Source organism: Geodermatophilus sp. DF01-2 (assembly GCF_004571065.1).
GTDB lineage: Bacteria > Actinomycetota > Actinomycetes > Mycobacteriales > Geodermatophilaceae > Geodermatophilus.
Genome location: NZ_SPQN01000058.1, coordinates 1 through 18,094 on the forward strand (window position 1 = coordinate 1; position 18,094 = coordinate 18,094).

Genomic DNA, 18,094 nt, shown 5'->3' on the forward strand with positions numbered 1-18,094 from the left:
CTCCACGAGACAGCCGACGAGAGCTACGGTTCGACACGACATCCTCCTGGTTGGGGTTGGGACACCAAGCCCGTTCACCCCACCAGGGGGATGTCCTGGGTCTTCAACCGCTCAGGGAGTTACTACGCCGGGGCAGGCGCGCCCACCCGGCCCCGTGCAGACCGGCGTCTTCGACGGCCAGCCGGGACCGGCGCACGCCGGTTCCCCGCCGGCGGCGAAGGTAGCCTTCTTCGCCAGCCTGTTCGCCGCTCGAACCGACGCGTACGCGCTGCGGTGGGAGAACGCCCGAACCGGCCGCGGAGGCTGGGTGCCCGCGGTGCGCGGCGGCTGGCGCAAGGGCGTGCCGGCCGCGGACCGGGAGTACCTGCCATTGACAGACGAGGTCACCACCGCCCATCTGTCTGGCGAGCTGGAGCTGGGCCTGTATCCGCTGCTGGACGGCGACCGCTGCCACTGGCTGGCCGCCGACTTCGACGGTCCCGCCGCCATGCTGGATGCGCTCGCCTACCTCAAGGCCGCCCGCACGGTCGGCGCATCGGCGGCGCTGGAGGTGTCCCGCTCAGGTCTCGGCGCACATGTCTGGCTGTTCTTCACCGCGTCCGTCCCCGCGGCCACTGCCCGCCAGGTGGGCACCGGACTCCTGCGCGAGGCGATCGCCGTGCGCGGGCGGATGGACCTGGCCAGCTACGACCGGCTCTTCCCCTCCCAGGACGTCCTCGCAGTCGGCGGTCTCGGCAATCTCATCGCGGCGCCCCTGCAGGGCCGCGCCCGCCGCCGCGGAGCCACCGTGTTCCTCGACCTGGCCACCATGGAGCCGCACGAGGACCAGTGGTCCTACCTGTCCAGCCTCGGGCGACTCACACCCAAGGAGGTCGACCGGCTGGCGCAGCGACTCGGCCAGGTCGCCGTCGGCGCCGAGGTGAACCGGCTTCGCTCCCCCACCTCCACGAAGATCGCGGTGCAGCCGCCCGCGGTGGTGCGTGCCCGACTCGGTGCCAGGATCACGGTCGAAACAGCAGCGCTGCCCCCAGCGCTGCTCGCCACACTCAAGCACGCCGCCTCGATGCCCAACCCGGTCTTCTACGAGCGGCAGCGCCGCCGTGCCTCCACCTGGGACACCCCACGCTTCCTGCGCAACTACGACGAGACACTCACCGGCGACCTGCTCCTACCGCGCGGATTGCAGGACCAGCTCACCGCCCTCGTGGAACAGGCCGGCAGCCGCCTCCAGCTCACCGACGAACGGACCGCCGGCGAAACGCAGAGGTTCGAGTTCGCCGCAGAACTCGATCCCGAGCAACAGCAAGCCTTCACGGCCCTCACCGACCAAGAAGCCGGCGTGCTGGTCGCCCCGCCCGGAGCCGGAAAGACGGTCATGGCCTGCGCGCTGATCGCTCACCACGCCGTCCCCACACTCGTGCTCGTCGACCGCAAGGCGCTGGCCGACCAGTGGCGCGCCCGCATCGGCGAACTGCTCGGCGTGAAGGCCGGGCAGCGCGGCGGCGGACGCAGCAAGACCACCGGCATCATCGACGTCGCCACCCTGCAGACCCTCGCCCGGGACGACGACGTCGCCGGCTGGACCAGCGACTACGGGCTGGTGGTGGTCGACGAGTGCCACCACGTGCCCGCCGCCGCCTTCGAGCACGCCGTGCGGCAGATCCCGGCTCGCCGCTGGCTCGGACTGACCGCCACGCCGTACCGGCGCGACCAGCTCGACGACCTCATCGCCCTGCAACTGGGCCCGGTCCGCCACACCGTGGCCCAACCTCGCTCCGGCACTCTGGGCAGCCGGTTCTCGGACCTCCAGGCCCCCGAACCGGTCTTGCACGTCCGCCCCACCGGCTACCGCTACACCGGCGACGCCGATCCCTCCGCTCCCGGCGGCATCGCGGCGATCTACCGCGACCTGATCGCCGACGACGCCCGCACCGGACAGATCACCGATGACGTCGTCGGCGCTCTCGCCCGTGGCCGGCACTGCCTGGTGCTCACCCAGTGGACCGAGCACCTGGACCGGCTCGTGACCGCGCTGAGCGAGCGCGGGCACGAACCCGTCGTCCTCCGCGGCGGCATGGGCGCGAAGTCCCGGGCCGCCGCCCTCGCGCGTCTCGAGCCACAACCGGACGGGCCGCCGCTGCTCGCCGTCGCCACCGGCCCCTACATCGGCGAGGGCTTCGACTGCCCGGCGCTCGACACGCTCTTCCTCGCCGCTCCCGTCGCCTTCAAAGGCCGGCTCGTGCAGTACGCCGGCCGTGTTCTCCGTCCGTTTCCCGGCAAGACCACCGCCGAGGTGCACGACTATCACGACGTCGCGACCGGCGTCCTCGCTGCATCGCTGACCAAGCGCGCGACCGGCTACACCAGCCTCGGCTTCCCGGATCCCCGACGCCTCATTCGGTAGCGAGCAAGGTCGGATCACCAGGCCCGGAGCCGTGTGCGTATGTAGCGTGTCGCCCCTCGGACACAGCAGAGCACCCCCGCGGTCACCGACCGTGGGGGTTGCGTCGTCTTGGGCTCCGGCAAGTGACAGGTCCCGGAGATCCGCCACCTGGGGACAACGCGGACTGATGTCGGTTCCTGCCGGGAGGCTCCCGGGCATGTCACAAGTCCTGCGCTCCCCCGTTCCGATCACTTCCGCCGCTGAGCTCAGCATCTGGTGGGCCGAAGTGCTCTCCGAGCCCGATGCGCCCGATCAGGTGCTGTCGTTGCTGTGGCTCGACTCCGCCGGCCACCGAATCGGTCGTGCGCTCTCCATCTCGAGGGTTGGCCCGCGGCCGGATCCGAGGGTGACCGGCTTCGTCCGCCAACTGCGCGACACCGTGGTCGGGGACTCCGGCGACCCGGCGCACCTCGCCCTCGCGCTCTCCCGACCAGGCCCTTCCTCGGTCACGAGGACCGATCACCAGTGGGCGGCGGCGCTGGAGGCGGCTCTCGACGCAGGTGGCGACGTGAGCTGGAGCCTGCACGTGGCGACCGACCGGTGGATCACCACCGTCGTCGACCCGCCGGCGGAGAGGTTCCATGGACGCCGTATTGCTCGGCGTCCGCCGATGGACCTCCTTGACCGCGACTGGCTGCCTGACCAGAATTGAGGTCATGACGACGCAGTCCTTGGCAGCGGTGAAGGCGCACTTCAGTCAGGTCATCGACGAGGTCGCCGGCACGCACGAGCGGGTCACGGTCACGAAGAACGGCAGCCCGGTCGCCGTCATCCTCGCCGTCGAGGACTACGAGTCCCTGATGGAGACCCTCGAGATCCTCTCGGATCCCCAGGCCAGGTCTGCAATCCGGCAGGCCGAGACCGAGATGGCCGGCGGCGAGGTCTACGACGAGGCCCAGGTGCGGGCCGCACTCGCGACCCGCCGCCGGTGACCGGCCCCCGGGCCTACACCGTCGTCCTGTCGGCAGCCGCCAAGGGGGCGATCGAGCGCGACCTTCCCAAACCGGTGGCCGTTGCGGTCGTCGACTTCCTGTACGGGCCGCTCGCCGCAGACCCCCACCGCGTGGGCAAGCCCCTGCGGTTCGAGCTCGAGGGCTACTGGTCCGCGCGACGAGGCCAGTACCGCGTCATCTACTCCATCCAGGACGACGAGGTGCTCGTCCGAGTCGTGCGCATCGCGCACCGCGCCGACGTCTACGGCTGACGGGCCCGTTCACGCGGGGGCAGGCGTGTGCGGACGTACCGTGTCGCCCTCGGACACCGAGTTGAACCCCCACGGCTCGACGTCTGTGGGTCCGATCGTCGATGGTTCATCGGTGTGGGCGCGTACTGGCTCGTACTCTCGGATGCGCATCTCACCAACGCCTGACGCGGGTCGGTCGCTCGCCGACGCGATGCTTCCCCGAGCCGGCGAGGTCATCGGCACTCGATGAGACGACCTCCTGCCCAGGTTCCCGGATCTCTCATAGAGGTAGCTGCGCGTCCAGCGCTCGGGCGTGGCCGACGTTCCTCCACTTCGACCGGTCGCCGATGACGTACAGCCGGTCCTTCGCGCGGGTGACCGCGACGCTTAACAGGTTCGGGCTGCCGGCCGCCCACTGGCGCGCGCCGGGCGAGCCGCCCCCGAGCACGAGGATGACCGCGACCTTCTCCCGGCCTCGGAACGTGTGCACCGTGCCGACCTTCACCGCCTCCAGCGCCTTCTCCCGCTCCCCTTGGTCCTGGAGGCGCTCGGGTGGGAGCAGCCCGAGAACCTCTCGCTGGATCCGCCGTGCCAGCCCACGGACGACCTCCTTGAACGGGGAGATGACCGCGATCGGCTGCAGCTGGGCCCAGTCCGGCTGCCGGAGCAGGGCGAGGACCTGCTCGGCGTCCTCGTTCCGGAAGTGGGCGCCGTCGGGGCGGGGGACGTCGAACCACCGGCTCGGTCCCAGCGGGTGTGCGTCGTCCGACCCCTGACGGCCGTGGATCATCGCGCCGTCGTAGGCCATGTCGCTGGCCACGGTGAACATCGGATTCAGGCAACGGTTGTGCACCAGCAGCGGCAGGCCGATCCACTTTCCCAGCCGCTCGGTCCCGGTGCGGCTCACCGAGTCGGTCAGCGTCTGCACCGACGCGCGGTTGGGCGCAAGCTCCGCCGGGGCACGGTGGTGCCGCATCAGCTCGGCTACGAGGGCGGCCGGCAAGGTGACGACGGGCTCCAGCTGCTGGGGGTCGCCGACGACGACAGCCCGCGGGAACCGGGCCAGCCCGCCGACCGCCGCAGCGGGCACCGCCTGCCCGGCCTCGTCGACGATCAGCCAGCCACAGCGAGCCGGTCGGCACGTCTCGCAGCAGGCGGGCCAGCGAGGCGAACGTCGTCGAGGCGAGCGGCACGGGCAGCAAGAACGCCTGCCAGGCGGCCAGTGCGACCTGACGGCCGACCGTCGTCTCGACCTCGTTGGTCTGCAGGGCCATCCAGGTACGCAGGTTCGCCGCCATCTGGGTCCCCGCACGGCGGGCGAACACCTCGTGGACGTGCATCGCGGCCGCGAACAGCTCGGCGCGCCGACGCTGCAGCTCCTCGTCCGTTCACACCGGCACCAGCTCGCGGACCTCGCGTCCTCGCCGGCCACGAGCTCGGCGTCCTGGTCGCTCCACCCGGGGCCGGCAAGACGGTCATGGCCTGCGCGCTGATCGCCCACCACGCGGTCTCCACGCTGGTGCTGGGCGTTCCGGCCGGCCAGCTCGGCGGCGCGGCGCAGCAGGACCACTGGGGTCATCGACGTCGCCACCCTGCAGACCCTCGCCCGGGACGACGACGTCGCAGGATGGACCCGCGACTACGGGCTGGTCGTGGTCGACGAGTGCCATCACGTCCCCGCCGCCGCGTTCGAGCACGCCGTCCGGCAGGTCCCGGCCCGCCGGTGGCTCGGGCTGACCGCCACCCCGTACCGACGCGACCGGCTCGACGACCTCATCGCCCTCCAGCTCGGCCCGGTCCGCCACACCCTCGTCCCGGCACCGGCCGGCACCCCCGAAGGCCGGTCAGCGGACACTCCGGAGCCGGTTCTGCACGTCCACGCCACCGGCTTCCGATACACCGGGGACGCCGATCCTTCGGCGCCCGGCGGCATCGCTGCCGTCTACCGCGAGCTCGTGGCCGATGACGCACGCACGCGTCAGGTCACCGACGACGTGATCGCGGCCCTGGCTCGGGGGCGGCACTGCCTCGTGCTCACCCAGTGGACCGACCACCGCGACCGCCTGGCCGCCGCACTGCGCGAGGACGGTCACGAGCCGGTCGTGCTCCGCAGTGGTATGGGAGCCAGAGTCCGCGTCGCCGCCTCGACCCAGCTCGATCCCCGACCCGAGGGACCGCCGCTGCTCGTCGTAGCCACCGGCCCGTACGTCGGTGAGGGCTTCGACTGCCCGGCGCTCGACACCCTGTTCCTCGCCGCACCCGTCGCCTTCAGAGGACGCCTCGTGCAGTACGCCGGCCGTGTTCTCCGCCCACATCCGGGCAAGGCCACCGCCGAGGTGCACGACTACCACGACGTCGCGACCGGCGTCCTCGCCTCATCGCTGGCCAAGCGCGCTCCCGGCTACACCAGCCTCGGCTTCCCGGACCCGCGGCGCCTGGTCAGATAGCCGGCACTGACATCGGTGACGAGCGACGCGGGCGCGGCCCTGTGCGGGTGCGACGTCAGGTCACACCACGCCGACACGGTCGAGTCGCTGAAGGAAGGAGATCTTGCGGCGCTGCTCCCGGCGCAGCTGCGCGACCCGGTCCGCGAACGTCTCGCTGGTGCCCTCCCGGCGGCAGACCTCCACCAGATCGGCGAGCAGCGCCGCCGCCGCGTCGTAGTCGGCCGCGGTGCGGCGCTCGACCAGTTCGAGGACCTCGCGCCACGCCTGGTCCTGCCGCCCCGCGAGCTGGGTCAGGTGCGCTTCGCGAGCGCGCTCGGCGGCAAGGCGACGCTCCGCGGCCCGCCGGGCGGCTGCTTCCTGGGCCGCACGCTGCCGATCCTCACGGCGCCCCCGGGCCCACGCGAGCAGCTCTCCCGCCGTCCGGCCGCCTTCTCCGCCGGCCCCGAACGACGCGGCCATCCGACGGCAGCCGGCCAACAGCTCCGCGCGCACCCTCGGCCCCTCGCCACGGGCGACCCGCAGCAGGAAGGCGTCCTTGCTCTCCTCCGGTAGCTGCGCCAGCCAGCCGGACAGCTCGGTCAGCGTGTCGTCGATGCGGAGCGGAGCGCTGCGCTCGGCGGCCACGGCGACCAGATCGGGGTCGATCCGCAGGAAGTCGACCACCATGCGCAGCGCCGCGCTCAACCGGTCGAGTCCCGGGGGGACGGGCGGCTCGACCTCGTCCTCGTCGACCTCACCGTTCACGACGGCGAGCAGCCACGCCACGTAGAGCAGCCGCAGGTCCCCGGCCATCACCTCGGCGCGGACCGGCACGATCGAGGCCAGCAGGCCCGAGCCGTCGAGCCAGTCGTCGTCGTACTCGCCGTCGTCGTCCCCGGTGGACAGGTCGACGACCGCGTGCCCACCGGTCGTCCACGCGGTCGAGCAGTCACCGACGAGGTACCGGTTCAGCACGGCCGTCGCCGAGGAGCCGAACACCTCGGCGGGCAGCCGGAACGCCAGCCGGCGCGTTCCCCAGTTGGCCAGGTAGAGGAACGCGTCGAAGTAACCCTCGACCAGCCGCCGCGGCTCGGCCTTCAGGTCACCCCACTCGTAGTGGTTGACGAAGCTGGTGGGCGTGATCAGGGCCCGGGTGGAGATCGTCCGCAGTTCCGCCTGTTGGTCCTCGGTCAGCGGCTGGTCGATTGCCACGAACTCGTAGTACTGGTACTCGCTCATCGCCTGCAGCCCTCCGGCCTCGTCGAACTCGACCCACCGTGCGGGAGCCCGCGACGCGGGCGATCGCGAACCGCGATCACCCTCCACCAGCGCACGAACCGGGCCGCAGGTCCACCATCGGCTCTGCAACCGCTGTAGACAAGGCCCCAGTCGGTTGCCGATCGCGACGGCCCTGCACCGCCCCCCGGCTCGGCCACTGCGAGGCCTCGAGACCCTTGCCGATCGCGACCGTAGCCGTGTCCGTATGCAGCCGAGTCCCCGCTCGGACACCGGTTGGTGCACACCCGCCCGGGGTTCCGCTACACGGACCCCCGCGGCAGGACCCATCGGTTCTCGAACTCGAGTACCTCGGCAGCGATCTCGAAGTCATCGTCGTAGTGCAGGACCGTCATCCCGTGCTCGGCTGCCAGCACCGCGGTCAACAGCTCGGCGATGCCGACCGCCCGATGCCGCCCGGTACGAGCCAATGCGCACTGCGCGTCGAACGCACGTTGCCAGTGACCGTCGTCGGTCGGCAGGTACTCGTAAGCCTCGCGGCGGTCGGCACGCAACTGCTCGTACTCTTCCGGGCTGCGGGCGCTGTAGAGCGCCTCGGCATCCAAGGTGGCGCAGGTGGCCACCAGGCCGCCGGTGATCAGTGGATCCAACCGGTCCGCGACGGCGGCCAACCGCATCCGGGCCGCCGCACTCGTGTCGATGAGGAACCGGGCGATCACCGCCACACGTCAGCTCGCTGGGCCGAATCCGCCATCGTCTCCAGCGCCCCTTCGCGCAGCCAGGCCACCTGCCGCGCGCGGGCAGAGGCGCTCGCCGCCTGCCGCAACGCGGCGCGGACCGTGTCCGACACGCCGGTGGTCTTCAGCTCGCGCTGCGCTGAGGCCAGCAGCTCGTCGTCGAGGTCGATCAAACGCTTCGTCACCGGGGAAGTCCTTTCCGTGCGTATATAGGAGGCCTGGCCGCAATATAGACGGGTGCCGTGGCAGAGATGTATTGCGCAGCTGCCGACCCGCGGGCGTTCGACGGCGGAAAGGGCGGACGAGCCCGGCACGGAGGAGCCGCACGACGAACGTGGTCTTCCGCCGATGAGCTCGACGCGGTTGCTGGACGCCGTCCGTAATCCGACCCGGCCAGGTCCGGCAGTGGCCCACTGCGGCACCCCGATCCGCGAGCCGCGGACAGCTCGACCCGGCCGGGTGCGACGAGAGACTGCGCGATGAGACGTTGACGGGAGCATGGCCACCCCCTGGTCGAGCTGCCGTGGCGCGCCGGCGGGGGCTTCGTCGCTCGAGTCGGCCCCAGACGTCCCCGGGTCAGCAGCCGGTCGGTGAGGCTGCGGGTGACTGCGGCGACGCCGACAGCGCGTCGGTCAGCAATGCGACGAGCGCCTCCACCTGCACGTCGGCCGACGAGGAGACCTCCTCGTCCGACCCGTCCAGCGCCCGGGCGGCGAGCCCCGCCTTGCTGTCGATCAGCTCGGCGATCCGGGCGTCGATGGTCTGCGCGGCGATGATGCGCCACGCGGTGACCGGCTGGGTCTGCCCGATGCGGTGGCTGCGGTCGATGGCCTGGGTCTGCTCCGCGTCGGTCCATGACAGCTCGGCCAGCACGATGTTCGAGGCGACCTGCAGGTTCAGGCCCACGCCGGCTGCGGTCAACGAGCACACCGCGACGGCGACGTCCGGGTCGTTCACGAAGGCGTCGACGTTCGCCTGCCGCGCCGTGGGCGTCTGGTCGCCACGGATCGACGAGAAGCGCACCCCCCGGCGGGCGAAGGTCTCTGCGGCGGCGTCCATCACGTCGACGTGCTTGGCGAAGAAGACGACCTTGCCGGCGCTGCGGGCCAGCTGCGCCGCGTAGTCCGCGGCCAGTTCGGCCTTCGCCTGGCCGATGCGTCGCATCATGGTGAACACGTTCTCGCCGGACTGCGCGGTCGTCGCGTCCTTCAGCTCCGACCGGGCCACCCGGCGGACGAGGTCTATGTCGATGCCACTGTCGATGCCACTGTCGATACCGCTGTCGATGCCCTCGACGACGGCATCGGCGGACCGGTTCGCGAGCGCGGTCTCGTACCGCGTCACCATCCGGCGGGCGAGGTCGCGCTCGGCCGCCCGGATCGACCGGCCGACCGGTCCGTCCAGCTCGACGGGGAGGTCGGCGATGCGGCGGTCGGGGATGTCCGCGGCCACGTCGACCTTGCGGCGGCGCACGATGCCGAGGTCGATCACGCACTGGCGCGCCGCGGCGTGGAAGCCCCGGTCGGCGGGCGTCAGACCGGTGTCCTCGAGCGCGTCCGTCAGCTCGTCGAGGGGCGTGCTGTCGTCGATCCAGCCGAGGAACTGCCAGATCGCCCGGAAGTCCTCGATGTCGTTGATCAGCGGGGTACCGGTCAGCGCCATCAGCAGGTGCCGTGCGCTGCGGGACCGGATGCGCTCGGAGATCGCGAGGACGTGCTGCGAGCGCTGCGAGGTCCTGTTCTTGATGAAGTGGGCCTCGTCCACGACCATGCCGCGGAAGCCGAAGTCGCCGAGCCAACCCATGTGGCGGTCGAGCACCTCGTAGTTGACCACGACGATGTCGGCGAAGCCGTCGACCGTCTCGCCGTCGCCCTGCACCACGGTGGCCGGGCGGTGGGGCGTCCAGCGGGCCGCCTCACGGGCCCAGTTGGTCTTGACGACGTTCGGCACGACGACGAGCAGCGGGTAGGCCTTCGCCGCCTCCGCCGCGAGCAGCGACTGTGCGGTCTTGCCCAGACCCGGCTCGTCAGCGAGCAGGAAGGTGCGGTGCCCGGCAGCGGCCGCGGCGACCAGCTGCCCCTGGTGCGGCATCAGCTCCAGGCCGACCGGGGTGAACCGGGACGTCGGCGCGGGGAGCGCCATGCACGCCGGGGCTTCCCCGCCGGCGCGCTCGAACGAGCTGAACAGCGGGTCGAGCAGCTCCCACCCCGCCAGGCGGCGCGGCCGCGGCGCGCTGGGGCGTGCGGCCGAGAAGTCGGGGGCGAGGAAGGGGTTGGCCAGCTGCCGGGAGATGACCGACTGCGGCACGACCTGACGTTCGGTGGTGGCGGGAACGGCCGCGCGCTCCACCGGCGGAGCCTCGTCGAGGGGGAACTCGATGCCGGCGTTCCGCAGCATGTCGCGCTTGAGCGACCTGGCGGCGTCGGAGACCAGGGCGTCCTCGGCGAGCAGCGCCAGGAGCGCGGAGTCGCCCACGGCGGTCCGCGCAAGGATCGTCGCGATCCCGTCGAGGCGCTTCAGGCGCTCCGCCCGGTTGCTGTCGCTGCCGGCGCCGTCCGCTCGGACCCGCGCGTGCTCCTCGCGCACCAGCAGGGCGACGGCCTGGAACTTCGTGCGCACGGCGGGCGTCACGCGGCGACGCTGGACGGCCGCCTCGACCTCACGGACGGCTCCGGCGACTACCGAGACGACGTCGCCGCGGTGGCGGCCCCGTCGCTGGTTCCGCGGGGTGGTACGGCGAGCGCCCGTCCGGCGCTGGCCTGGTCGAGCCACGGACTCCTCCTCTGAATTGCCGGGCACGGTCGCCGCGGCAGCATGCCGCACGGCCCCGCGACCGGGACGAAGAACGTCCCGAGCAAGGGCCCGGGTGCTCGGAACCCCGAGCCGGTCTCGGATCTCCGAGGAGCGACGCCGCGGACCTCGGCCGGCCTCTCACCGGGAACCCGGAGCCGCCGGTGGGTGGGCTGGTGACCACAGCACAGGGGCGTCGGACGACCGGCTTCGGTCGCGTGATCAGGTGCCCCGCTCATGCCAACGCGTGCGAGGACGCATCATTCCCGGCCCGTCGCCCGCCCGCTCCCGGACCACGGCGATCACGAGCGAACCATGGCCGCCGGCCCAGCTCGTCACGGCGTGACCGTGGTGGAAGTCGGCTACCTCGCAGCTGAGGACGGTCTCCTGGCCGTTGTCCATGCCAGGAGAGCCCGGCGGAAGCATCTCGAGGGAGGGTGATCACGACGCCGCGCAATTTCGAGGAGATCCTCGACCTGGCGAGGAACTGTCCCGCGTCCTCGACGAGGACTTCGAGCCGGCCGTGTCCAGGGAGGCAGCAGTCCGGCCGCCCCGTCCACATGCCACGGCCCAGGGACCTGCACCGCGGCCACTGAGCAGCAGCGCACCGTCCGCCGCGACGGGACAGGGCCGCTCCCGGACCGGAGTGACCGCGACGCCGTCGCAGGCACCGGTGCGTTGCTGGGTCTCGGTCTCCAGTGGTCAGGCCGGGGACGGCGCCGCCACCGACGCTCGGTACCGGGATCGCGCCGCGTCCCCTGCCCGCTCGGCCGCGTCCCGGTCCAGGACGGCAGCACCCCCGCCCGTCCGCGCGGGATCGGTGCCCCGGTGCCTGCGGAGTTCGAGGCGGGCGACCTGGTTGCGGTGCACCTCGTCCGGACCGTCCGCCAGCCGTAGGTAGCGGGCGGTGGTGTAGGCCGCGGCCAGACCGAAGTCGTCGGTGACGCCGGCGCCGCCGAAGGCCTGGATCGCCCAGTCGATGACTCGGCACGCCATCGTGGGGGCGACCACCTTGATCATGGCGATCTCCGCCCGTGCGGCCTTGTTGCCGCTGGTGTCCATCGCCCAGGCCGCCTTGAAGGTGAGCAGGCGGGCCTGCTCGATGAGCATCCGTGACTCCGCGATCCGCTCCAGGGTGGTCGTCTGCTCGGACAGCGGCGTTCCGAAGGGCGTCCGGAGGTCCGCCCGCCGGCACATGCGCTCGAGCATCCGCTCCGCCAACCCGATCAGGCGCATGCAGTGGTGGATGCGCCCCGGGCCGAGCCGGCCCTGCGCGATCTCGAACCCGCGCCCCTCTCCCAGCAGCATGTTGCCCGCCGGCACCCGGACGTCGTCGAAGACCACCTCGGACGCCTTGTCCAGCACACCGAGGAACCCGAAGATCGGCAGCGGCCGGACCACCCGCACCCCCGGGGTGTCGACCGGGACGAGGATCATCGACTGCTGCCGGTGCCGATCGGCGGCGTCGGGGTCCGACTTGCCCATCACGATCATGATCCGGCAGCGCGGGTCGGTCGCGCCGGTGGTGAACCACTTGCGCCCGGTGATCACGTACTCGTCCCCGTCGCGGCGGATGGAGGTCTCGATGTTCGTGGCGTCGCTCGACGCCACGAGCGGCTCGGTCATCGCGAACGCCGAGCGGATCTCACCCGCCAGCAGCGGCTCCAGCCAGCGTTCCTGCTGCTCCGGCGTCCCGTACCGGGCGAGTACCTCCATGTTGCCCGTGTCCGGAGCGGCGCAGTTGAAGACCTCCGGCGCCAGCAGCGACCTGCCCATGATCTCGCAGAGTGGCGCGTACTCGAGGTTGCTCAGGCCCGGCTCGCCGTGACCCGGCGGGAGGAACAGGTTCCACAGGCCCGCAGCCCGCGCCCGGGGCTTGAGCTCGTCGATGATCGCCGCGTGCCCGTAGGGGCCGACGGCCTCGGCCTGCTCGACGTGCAGGGCCTCGTTGGGGTAGACGTGCTCAGCCATGAAGTCCTCCAGCCGCTGCTGCAGCTCGAGGACCTTCGGTGAGTGCTGGAAATCCATCGGGCGACTCCCATGAGGGGGCTCGGGCGGACGGGGCAGCGACGCTATTCCAGGCGACCCCCTCCTGTCCCGTCGGGCAGGCACCAGCCAGCGGCTGCTGAACGTCGGACGGATCACCGGTCCCCGGCCGGCCTCGCAGACCCGACCGCCCGCGACCGACGCGGTCCTCCGTGGGTCCGGTGACCGGTCGCCCTCGCTCAGCCGTTCTGGTCGCGCAGCTCCCGGCGGAGGATCTTGCCCGTCACCGTCTTGGGCAGCTCCTCGACCAACTCCACGGATCGCGGGTACTTGTATGCCGCCAGCCGTTCCCTGGCGAACGCGATGAGCTCCGCGGGCGTCGCGGTCGCGCCCGGCTTGAGGGAGACGAAGGCCCTGACCGTCTCCCCGCGGTACTCGTCAGGGACCCCGACGACGGCCGCCTCGCGCACCGCGGGGTGCTCGTAGAGGACGTCCTCCACCTCCCGGGGCCACACCTTGTAGCCGGAGGCGTTGATCATGTCCTTCTTCCGGTCGACGATGAACACCCAGCCCTCGGGCGTCATGAAGCCCACGTCGCCGGAGTGCAGCTCCCGCCCGGGCAGCGCGTGCTCGGTCTCCTCCGGCTTGCCCCAGTACCCGAGCACCACTTGCGGGCCCCGGGCGCAGATCTCGCCGATCTCGCCCAGTGGCACGGGCACGCCGTCCTCGTCGAGGATCCGCACGATCGTGTTGTTCACGGGGACGCCCACGGACAACGCCCCGGAGGTGGGGTCGACCGGTGAGGCGCTGCCGGGCGGGGTGGCGGTCATCGGCGAGGTGGTCTCGGTGAGTCCGTAGGCGTTGTGGATCGGCACGCCGGTCGCCTTCTCGAACGCCTCGGCCGTCGAGGGGGCAACCGCCGCGCCGCCCGAGTAGACCCACTGGAAGGACGCGACGTCGTCGCGGGCGAACCCGGGGGCGTTCATCAGCGCGATGAAGGCGGTGATCGCGCCGACGGTGAAGGTCGGCCGGTGCTCCCGGATGGCGTCGAGCATCACCTGCGGGTCGAAGCGGTAGGCGAGCACCAGCGGAGATCCGGTGAGCAGACAGACGCCGATGTGGCCGATCAGGCCGGTGATGTGGAACAGCGGTGCGACGCCCAGGACCGAACCCTCGGTGCCCACGCCCACGAAGTCCCGGTAGACCTGCGAGGTGAAGCAGACGTTGCCGTGGGTGTTCATCGCGCCCTTGGGCACGCCGGTCGTCCCCGATGTGTAGGTCAGGAACGCCACGTCGTCGACGCCGTAGGTCACCTCCGGCACGGACTCGCCGCGGTGGGTCTCGATGAGCTCGGCGAGGTCCGTGGTCCCCTCGGGGCGCTGACGGGCGATCCCGGCGAACAGCCGGGGGTCGTGCCGCGTCTGGTGCTCCAGCTCCGACGTGGTCAGCACGAGGTCGACCGCCGTCTCCGGGACGACGTCCCGGGCCACCGACCCGTACAGCGACTCCAGGCAGAGCAGCACGCGGGCGCCGGAGTCGGTCAGCTGGTGGCGCAGCTCCCGGGCCCGGCTCATCGGGTTGACCGAGACCATGATCCCGCCGGCCTTCCAGGTGGCCAGCATGGCGACGACGAACTGCGGGACGTTCTGCAGGTAGACCGCCAGCCGGTCCCCCGGTGCGAAGCCGTGCGCGCGGAGGCCGGCGGCCATCGCGGTGGACTGCTCGTCGAGCTCGCGCCAGGTGAGGACACCGTCGAAGTAGCGGATCGCCGGGTCGTCGGGCCGGGATGCCACGGTCGCCCGCGCCATGGCGAGCGCGTCGTCGTGCTGCCTCACGACGTCGGGCTCCTGATCGGGGGTGTAGCGGGCCAGCCAGGGGCGGTCCTCGTACGCGGTCACGGCGACGCTCCTCGGGGCGGCGGCGGGAGGCCCATCCAAGCCCGGAGGCACGCCGGCGACAAGCGCATGGGTCGGCCGACGCGGACCTCCGCCCCCCGAGCGCGCTGCCGGCTACACGACCCTCGTGCTGTCCCGCCCGCGGGCGACGCCGAGGTGGTGCGCCATGGCCTCGCGCAGGGAGACGGCGTCAACGGCGACGGTGACGATCGTCGCGCCCTCGGCGGCGTAGCCGGCAGCCTCCTCGCCGCTGTAGGCGTGGACACCGACGGGCACGCCGGCGGCGCCGGCCCGGGCGATGATCGAGGACACGACGCCGCGCAGCTCCGCCCGGCGGTCCGCGCCGGTCAGCTCCAGGGACAGCGAGAGGTCCCCCGGACCGACGTAGACCCCGTCCAGCCCCTCCACGGCGAGGACGGCATCGAGGTCCTCCAGCGCGCTCGCGGCCTCGACCATGACGACCACGAGCGGCTGATCGGCCCCGCCGGAGAGCCGCCCGATCGACCGCCCACCGGCCGGGGCGTAACGGCTGGCGGCGACCACCTCCCGGGCGTGGTCGGCGTCGCGCACGTTGGGCACGATGACGCCCCGGGCACCCAGGTCCAGCGGGCGGCCGACGTCGGCGAAGGACGGGCTGCGGGTCCGGACCAGCGGCACCGAACCCGCCGCGGTGATCGCCGCGGCGACCCCCGGCAGCTCGGCCTCGGCCAGGGCGCCGTGCTGCAGATCGACGACGACGAAGTCCGCACCCGTCCGCGCCAGGACCTCACCGGTCACCGCACCGGGCAGCCTGCTCCACAGGCCGTGACACGGCTGCCCGTCGGACCACCGCCGCCGCAGGTCGACCTCGCTGATCGCCATTCCAGGATCCGCCCTTCCCACCCGGCTCCCGGCGACACCGGCGTCGTCGGACACCGACCCGGGGACCTCACCAGAGGCGATCCTGCCTCACGGACCGGACCGCACGGCCCCGCGGAGGCACCTGCTCGCCGCGGCCGTGCGCCCGGTGGGGGGCCACGGCTCGGGTGGCGGTCACCGGCGGGAAGCCGCGACGGCCCCGGCGCTCCCTGGACGTGCGTCCGGCCGGAAGGCAACCGGTCGGGGCCTGGGCCCTGCCTTCACGCCGCCGTGACGACGACCTTGATCTGTCCCGACCTCGGGCTGATCGCGTGCTCGTAGGCCGACTGCGCCTCGGCCACCGGGAAGACATGGGTGACGTACTGCTCCGCCAGTCCCGGGTGCTCGCGGAGATAGTGCTCTGCCCGCGCCAACACCCGACGTCGCTCCAGCGTCACCCCGGACCGCAGGGTGAGGTTCTTCCGCAGGAACAGCCGCATCGGCAAGGGATAGGTCAGCTCGTCAGGGACGCCGAAGTAGAAGATCTCTCCGCGGAACGCCACGGCCTCGACGGCATGGGTCAAGGTGGCCGTCTGGTGGCCGACGGCCTCGATCACCAGGTCCGGGCGTCCCTCGACGGGCAGCGACGCTGCCCACAGGTCGCTGGACGCCCGCACGCTCTCGTCCACCCTGAAGGTGGCGGCAACTCCCGATCGGTCGACCCGGTCGACGCCCAGGACGTGCGCGGCGCCCGCCGTCTTCGCCACGTGGCTGAACAGCAGCCCGATGGGACCCTGGCCGATCACGGCGACCGAGCGTCCCTCGACCGGGCGGACCTGCTCCATGGCGTACAGGACGCAGGCGAGGGGCTGGAGCATCACGGCGGTTCGGGCAGCCAGCCGGCGGTCGTGCGCGTACAAGCCGTCGCCGTCGCAGACCACACGTTCGGCCAGGCCGTCGAAGCGCGGTGCCCAGCCGACGACGTCATCGCCTGCCTGGATGTCCGGATGCCGGGAGGCGAGGACCGTCCCGGCGATCTCGTGCATCGGAAACCCCGGCGTGCCGAACTCGTGGACAGCCGGGCCCGCGTCCGGAGAGACCCCGCCGCGGAAGAACGGCAGGTCGCTGCCGCAGATCCCGCCGGCGGCCACCTCGACGAGGACCTCCCCCGGCGTCAGGGCGGCCTCCCGTGGCGCCGGGACGTCGGTCCGCTCGAGACGCTGGGGAGCCACCAGACGCTGTGCCCACATGCCTACCTCCTGGGTCCGTCACGCCACTGCCGGCAGCTCGTACGCCGCTGGTCATCGTCCCGAGTGCCACGCGTCGCAGGCTGCTGATGTCAGCCCGCAGCGGAGAGCCGGTAGAGCGCGGTGTGGTGTACCTGCAGCACGGGCTCGCCGCCGGCCAGGACCAACGCGTCGTAGCCGACTTCCTCATGTCGGCCGCGCCGGCCGACGTCGGTGACCCGCCCGTGCACCGTCATCTGCGCAGGCAGCCGGGCGACGCCGAGGAAGCGGCAGTCGCTCGAGGTGTGGATCCACGGACCGAGGGCGACGTTGCGCATGAGCAGTCGGTTGACCAGCCGCAGCAGCAGGCCGGGATGCGCCCACGACCGCTCCCGGTACAGCGGCAACGGCTCGCCGATCGCATCGAGGTACCACTCGTTCTCCTCGATGGTGCCGGCCTCGTGGACGCTGCCGAACGGTCCGGCGACCGGGTCGACCACCGGCTCGGCTCCAGCCGACACCTCCGCGAGGCCGACGAGGTCGGGCCGGTCCGCCGTGTGGCCGGCCGAGCCCAGGCAGCGCACCTCGCCGTCCGGGCCGCTGACCGTCACCCGGCCGTCGCTCACCTCGACGAGCAACTCCTCACCGTCGTACACCGGCCGGCGGAAGCGCAGGTCGATCCGCCCGCCGGACAGCCACTCCTGCCCCCAGGCCGCCACCAGAGGCGTGGTGGTGCGGGCGAACAGCTCGACCCCGGGCACCAGCGCGCCGGAGAAGCCGAATCGCCGGGCGACGCCGTCGTCGTGGATCTTGTTCTCGGACTCCTCAACGACGCGGGCGACGAAACGGTGTGGCGCAGGGGCGTCCATGTCACCGGATGTTGCCGCTTCGGACACCCGCTGTCGCCTCGAACCGGCCGACCGGGCCGGCGGGGCGTGGAGCCTCCTGTGGCAGCCGGGGCGGATGGATCACTCCCGTGGCCGGGCCGCTGCCGTGGCGGTGTCCCGGGGCTGCGCACGGAGCTGGTTCGATCCGCGTCGAGCTGAGCGGAGGTAGCAGGTCGCCCCTCGGACACCGACGTCGTGCACGCAGCGGCTCGTCGGTCGATGCTTCCCGGCGGGTCGCCGAGTCGAGGTCGACGACCGGTGGGCGGACCAGCGAACAGCGTGGACGCCGACGCCAAGCAGTAGGGCCTCGGTCGAGCATCTCCACGGCCACCCCGAGTGCCCGGTAGGTGTCCAGAGCCCGGCGGTCGCGGCTGACCAGCGTGAGGCCGTGCTCGATCGCGGTTGCTCCGACCAGGGCGTCCCGCACCGACCCTCCCGGCGATGCGGT

14 protein-coding genes and 1 pseudogene are annotated in these 18,094 nt (G+C 72.2%); 5 read left to right on the plus strand and 10 right to left on the minus strand.

Going from position 1 to position 18,094, the window contains the following annotated elements:
- Positions 1 to 154 precede the first annotated feature (154 nt).
- The 4 genes from E4P41_RS14965 (at position 155) to E4P41_RS14980 (ending at position 3,647) form a co-directional block, all read left to right on the plus strand.
- On the plus strand, positions 155 to 2,404 hold the full coding sequence (locus E4P41_RS14965; protein WP_135142071.1) for a DEAD/DEAH box helicase: 2,250 nt from the start codon (positions 155 to 157) through the stop codon (positions 2,402 to 2,404).
- A gap of 385 nt (positions 2,405 to 2,789) precedes the next feature.
- Positions 2,790 to 3,095 carry a hypothetical protein gene (locus E4P41_RS14970; RefSeq protein ID WP_135142072.1) on the plus strand — a complete coding sequence of 102 codons (306 nt, stop codon included), beginning with the start codon at positions 2,790 to 2,792 and terminating at the stop codon, positions 3,093 to 3,095.
- Positions 3,096 to 3,099: 4 nt separating this feature from the next.
- Complete coding sequence (locus E4P41_RS14975) at positions 3,100 to 3,375, plus strand: type II toxin-antitoxin system Phd/YefM family antitoxin (protein WP_135142073.1); 276 nt, start codon at positions 3,100 to 3,102, stop codon at positions 3,373 to 3,375.
- Positions 3,372 to 3,647, plus strand: a complete 276-nt coding sequence (locus E4P41_RS14980) for a type II toxin-antitoxin system RelE/ParE family toxin (RefSeq protein WP_135142074.1) — start codon at positions 3,372 to 3,374, stop codon at positions 3,645 to 3,647. Before E4P41_RS14975 ends, E4P41_RS14980 begins: the two co-directional genes overlap by 4 nt.
- Before the next feature lie 259 nt (positions 3,648 to 3,906).
- Here E4P41_RS14980 and E4P41_RS23700 read toward each other — a convergent pair whose 3' ends face one another.
- Positions 3,907 to 5,205, minus strand: a complete 1,299-nt coding sequence (locus E4P41_RS23700) for a DEAD/DEAH box helicase (RefSeq protein WP_135142075.1) — start codon at positions 5,203 to 5,205, stop codon at positions 3,907 to 3,909.
- On the opposite strand from E4P41_RS23700, the pseudogene E4P41_RS23335 reads away from it, so the two are divergent.
- Positions 5,201 to 6,073, plus strand: a pseudogene (locus E4P41_RS23335) (DEAD/DEAH box helicase family protein); the annotation flags it as partial. The gene E4P41_RS23700 and the pseudogene E4P41_RS23335 overlap by 5 nt on opposite strands.
- Positions 6,074 to 6,133: 60 nt before the next feature.
- Here the strand turns inward: E4P41_RS23335 and E4P41_RS14995 are convergent.
- The 9 genes from E4P41_RS14995 to E4P41_RS15035 form a co-directional block, all read right to left on the minus strand.
- Positions 6,134 to 7,291: a hypothetical protein gene (locus E4P41_RS14995; RefSeq protein ID WP_135142077.1), complete on the minus strand. Its 1,158-nt coding sequence runs from the start codon at positions 7,289 to 7,291 to the stop codon at positions 6,134 to 6,136.
- A 299-nt stretch (positions 7,292 to 7,590) separates the two neighbouring features.
- Positions 7,591 to 8,007: a PIN domain-containing protein gene (locus E4P41_RS15000; protein ID WP_209307733.1), complete on the minus strand. Its 417-nt coding sequence runs from the start codon at positions 8,005 to 8,007 to the stop codon at positions 7,591 to 7,593.
- On the minus strand, positions 8,004 to 8,210 hold the full coding sequence (locus E4P41_RS15005; RefSeq protein ID WP_135142079.1) for a DUF2191 domain-containing protein: 207 nt from the start codon (positions 8,208 to 8,210) through the stop codon (positions 8,004 to 8,006). Before E4P41_RS15005 ends, E4P41_RS15000 begins: the two co-directional genes overlap by 4 nt.
- A gap of 391 nt (positions 8,211 to 8,601) precedes the next feature.
- Complete coding sequence (locus E4P41_RS15010) at positions 8,602 to 10,656, minus strand: DEAD/DEAH box helicase (RefSeq protein WP_245177368.1); 2,055 nt, start codon at positions 10,654 to 10,656, stop codon at positions 8,602 to 8,604.
- Positions 10,657 to 11,517: 861 nt separating this feature from the next.
- Positions 11,518 to 12,843, minus strand: coding sequence for an acyl-CoA dehydrogenase family protein (locus tag E4P41_RS15015; protein ID WP_135142081.1), 1,326 nt, complete (start codon positions 12,841 to 12,843; stop codon positions 11,518 to 11,520).
- A 197-nt stretch (positions 12,844 to 13,040) separates the two neighbouring features.
- A complete protein-coding gene (locus E4P41_RS15020; protein WP_209307734.1) occupies positions 13,041 to 14,699 on the minus strand; it encodes an AMP-binding protein in 1,659 nt (552 codons plus the stop codon).
- Positions 14,700 to 14,810: 111 nt separating this feature from the next.
- Positions 14,811 to 15,557 (minus strand): aldolase/citrate lyase family protein, encoded by a 747-nt coding sequence (locus E4P41_RS15025; RefSeq protein WP_135142082.1) that lies wholly within the window; start codon positions 15,555 to 15,557, stop codon positions 14,811 to 14,813.
- 257 nt (positions 15,558 to 15,814) lie between these two features.
- Positions 15,815 to 16,783: a zinc-binding dehydrogenase gene (locus tag E4P41_RS15030; RefSeq protein ID WP_135142083.1), complete on the minus strand. Its 969-nt coding sequence runs from the start codon at positions 16,781 to 16,783 to the stop codon at positions 15,815 to 15,817.
- Between the two features lie 89 nt (positions 16,784 to 16,872).
- Entirely contained in the window at positions 16,873 to 17,628 is a 756-nt protein-coding gene (locus E4P41_RS15035) for a hypothetical protein (RefSeq protein WP_135142084.1), read from the minus strand.
- Between the last annotated feature and the right edge of the window lie 466 nt (positions 17,629 to 18,094).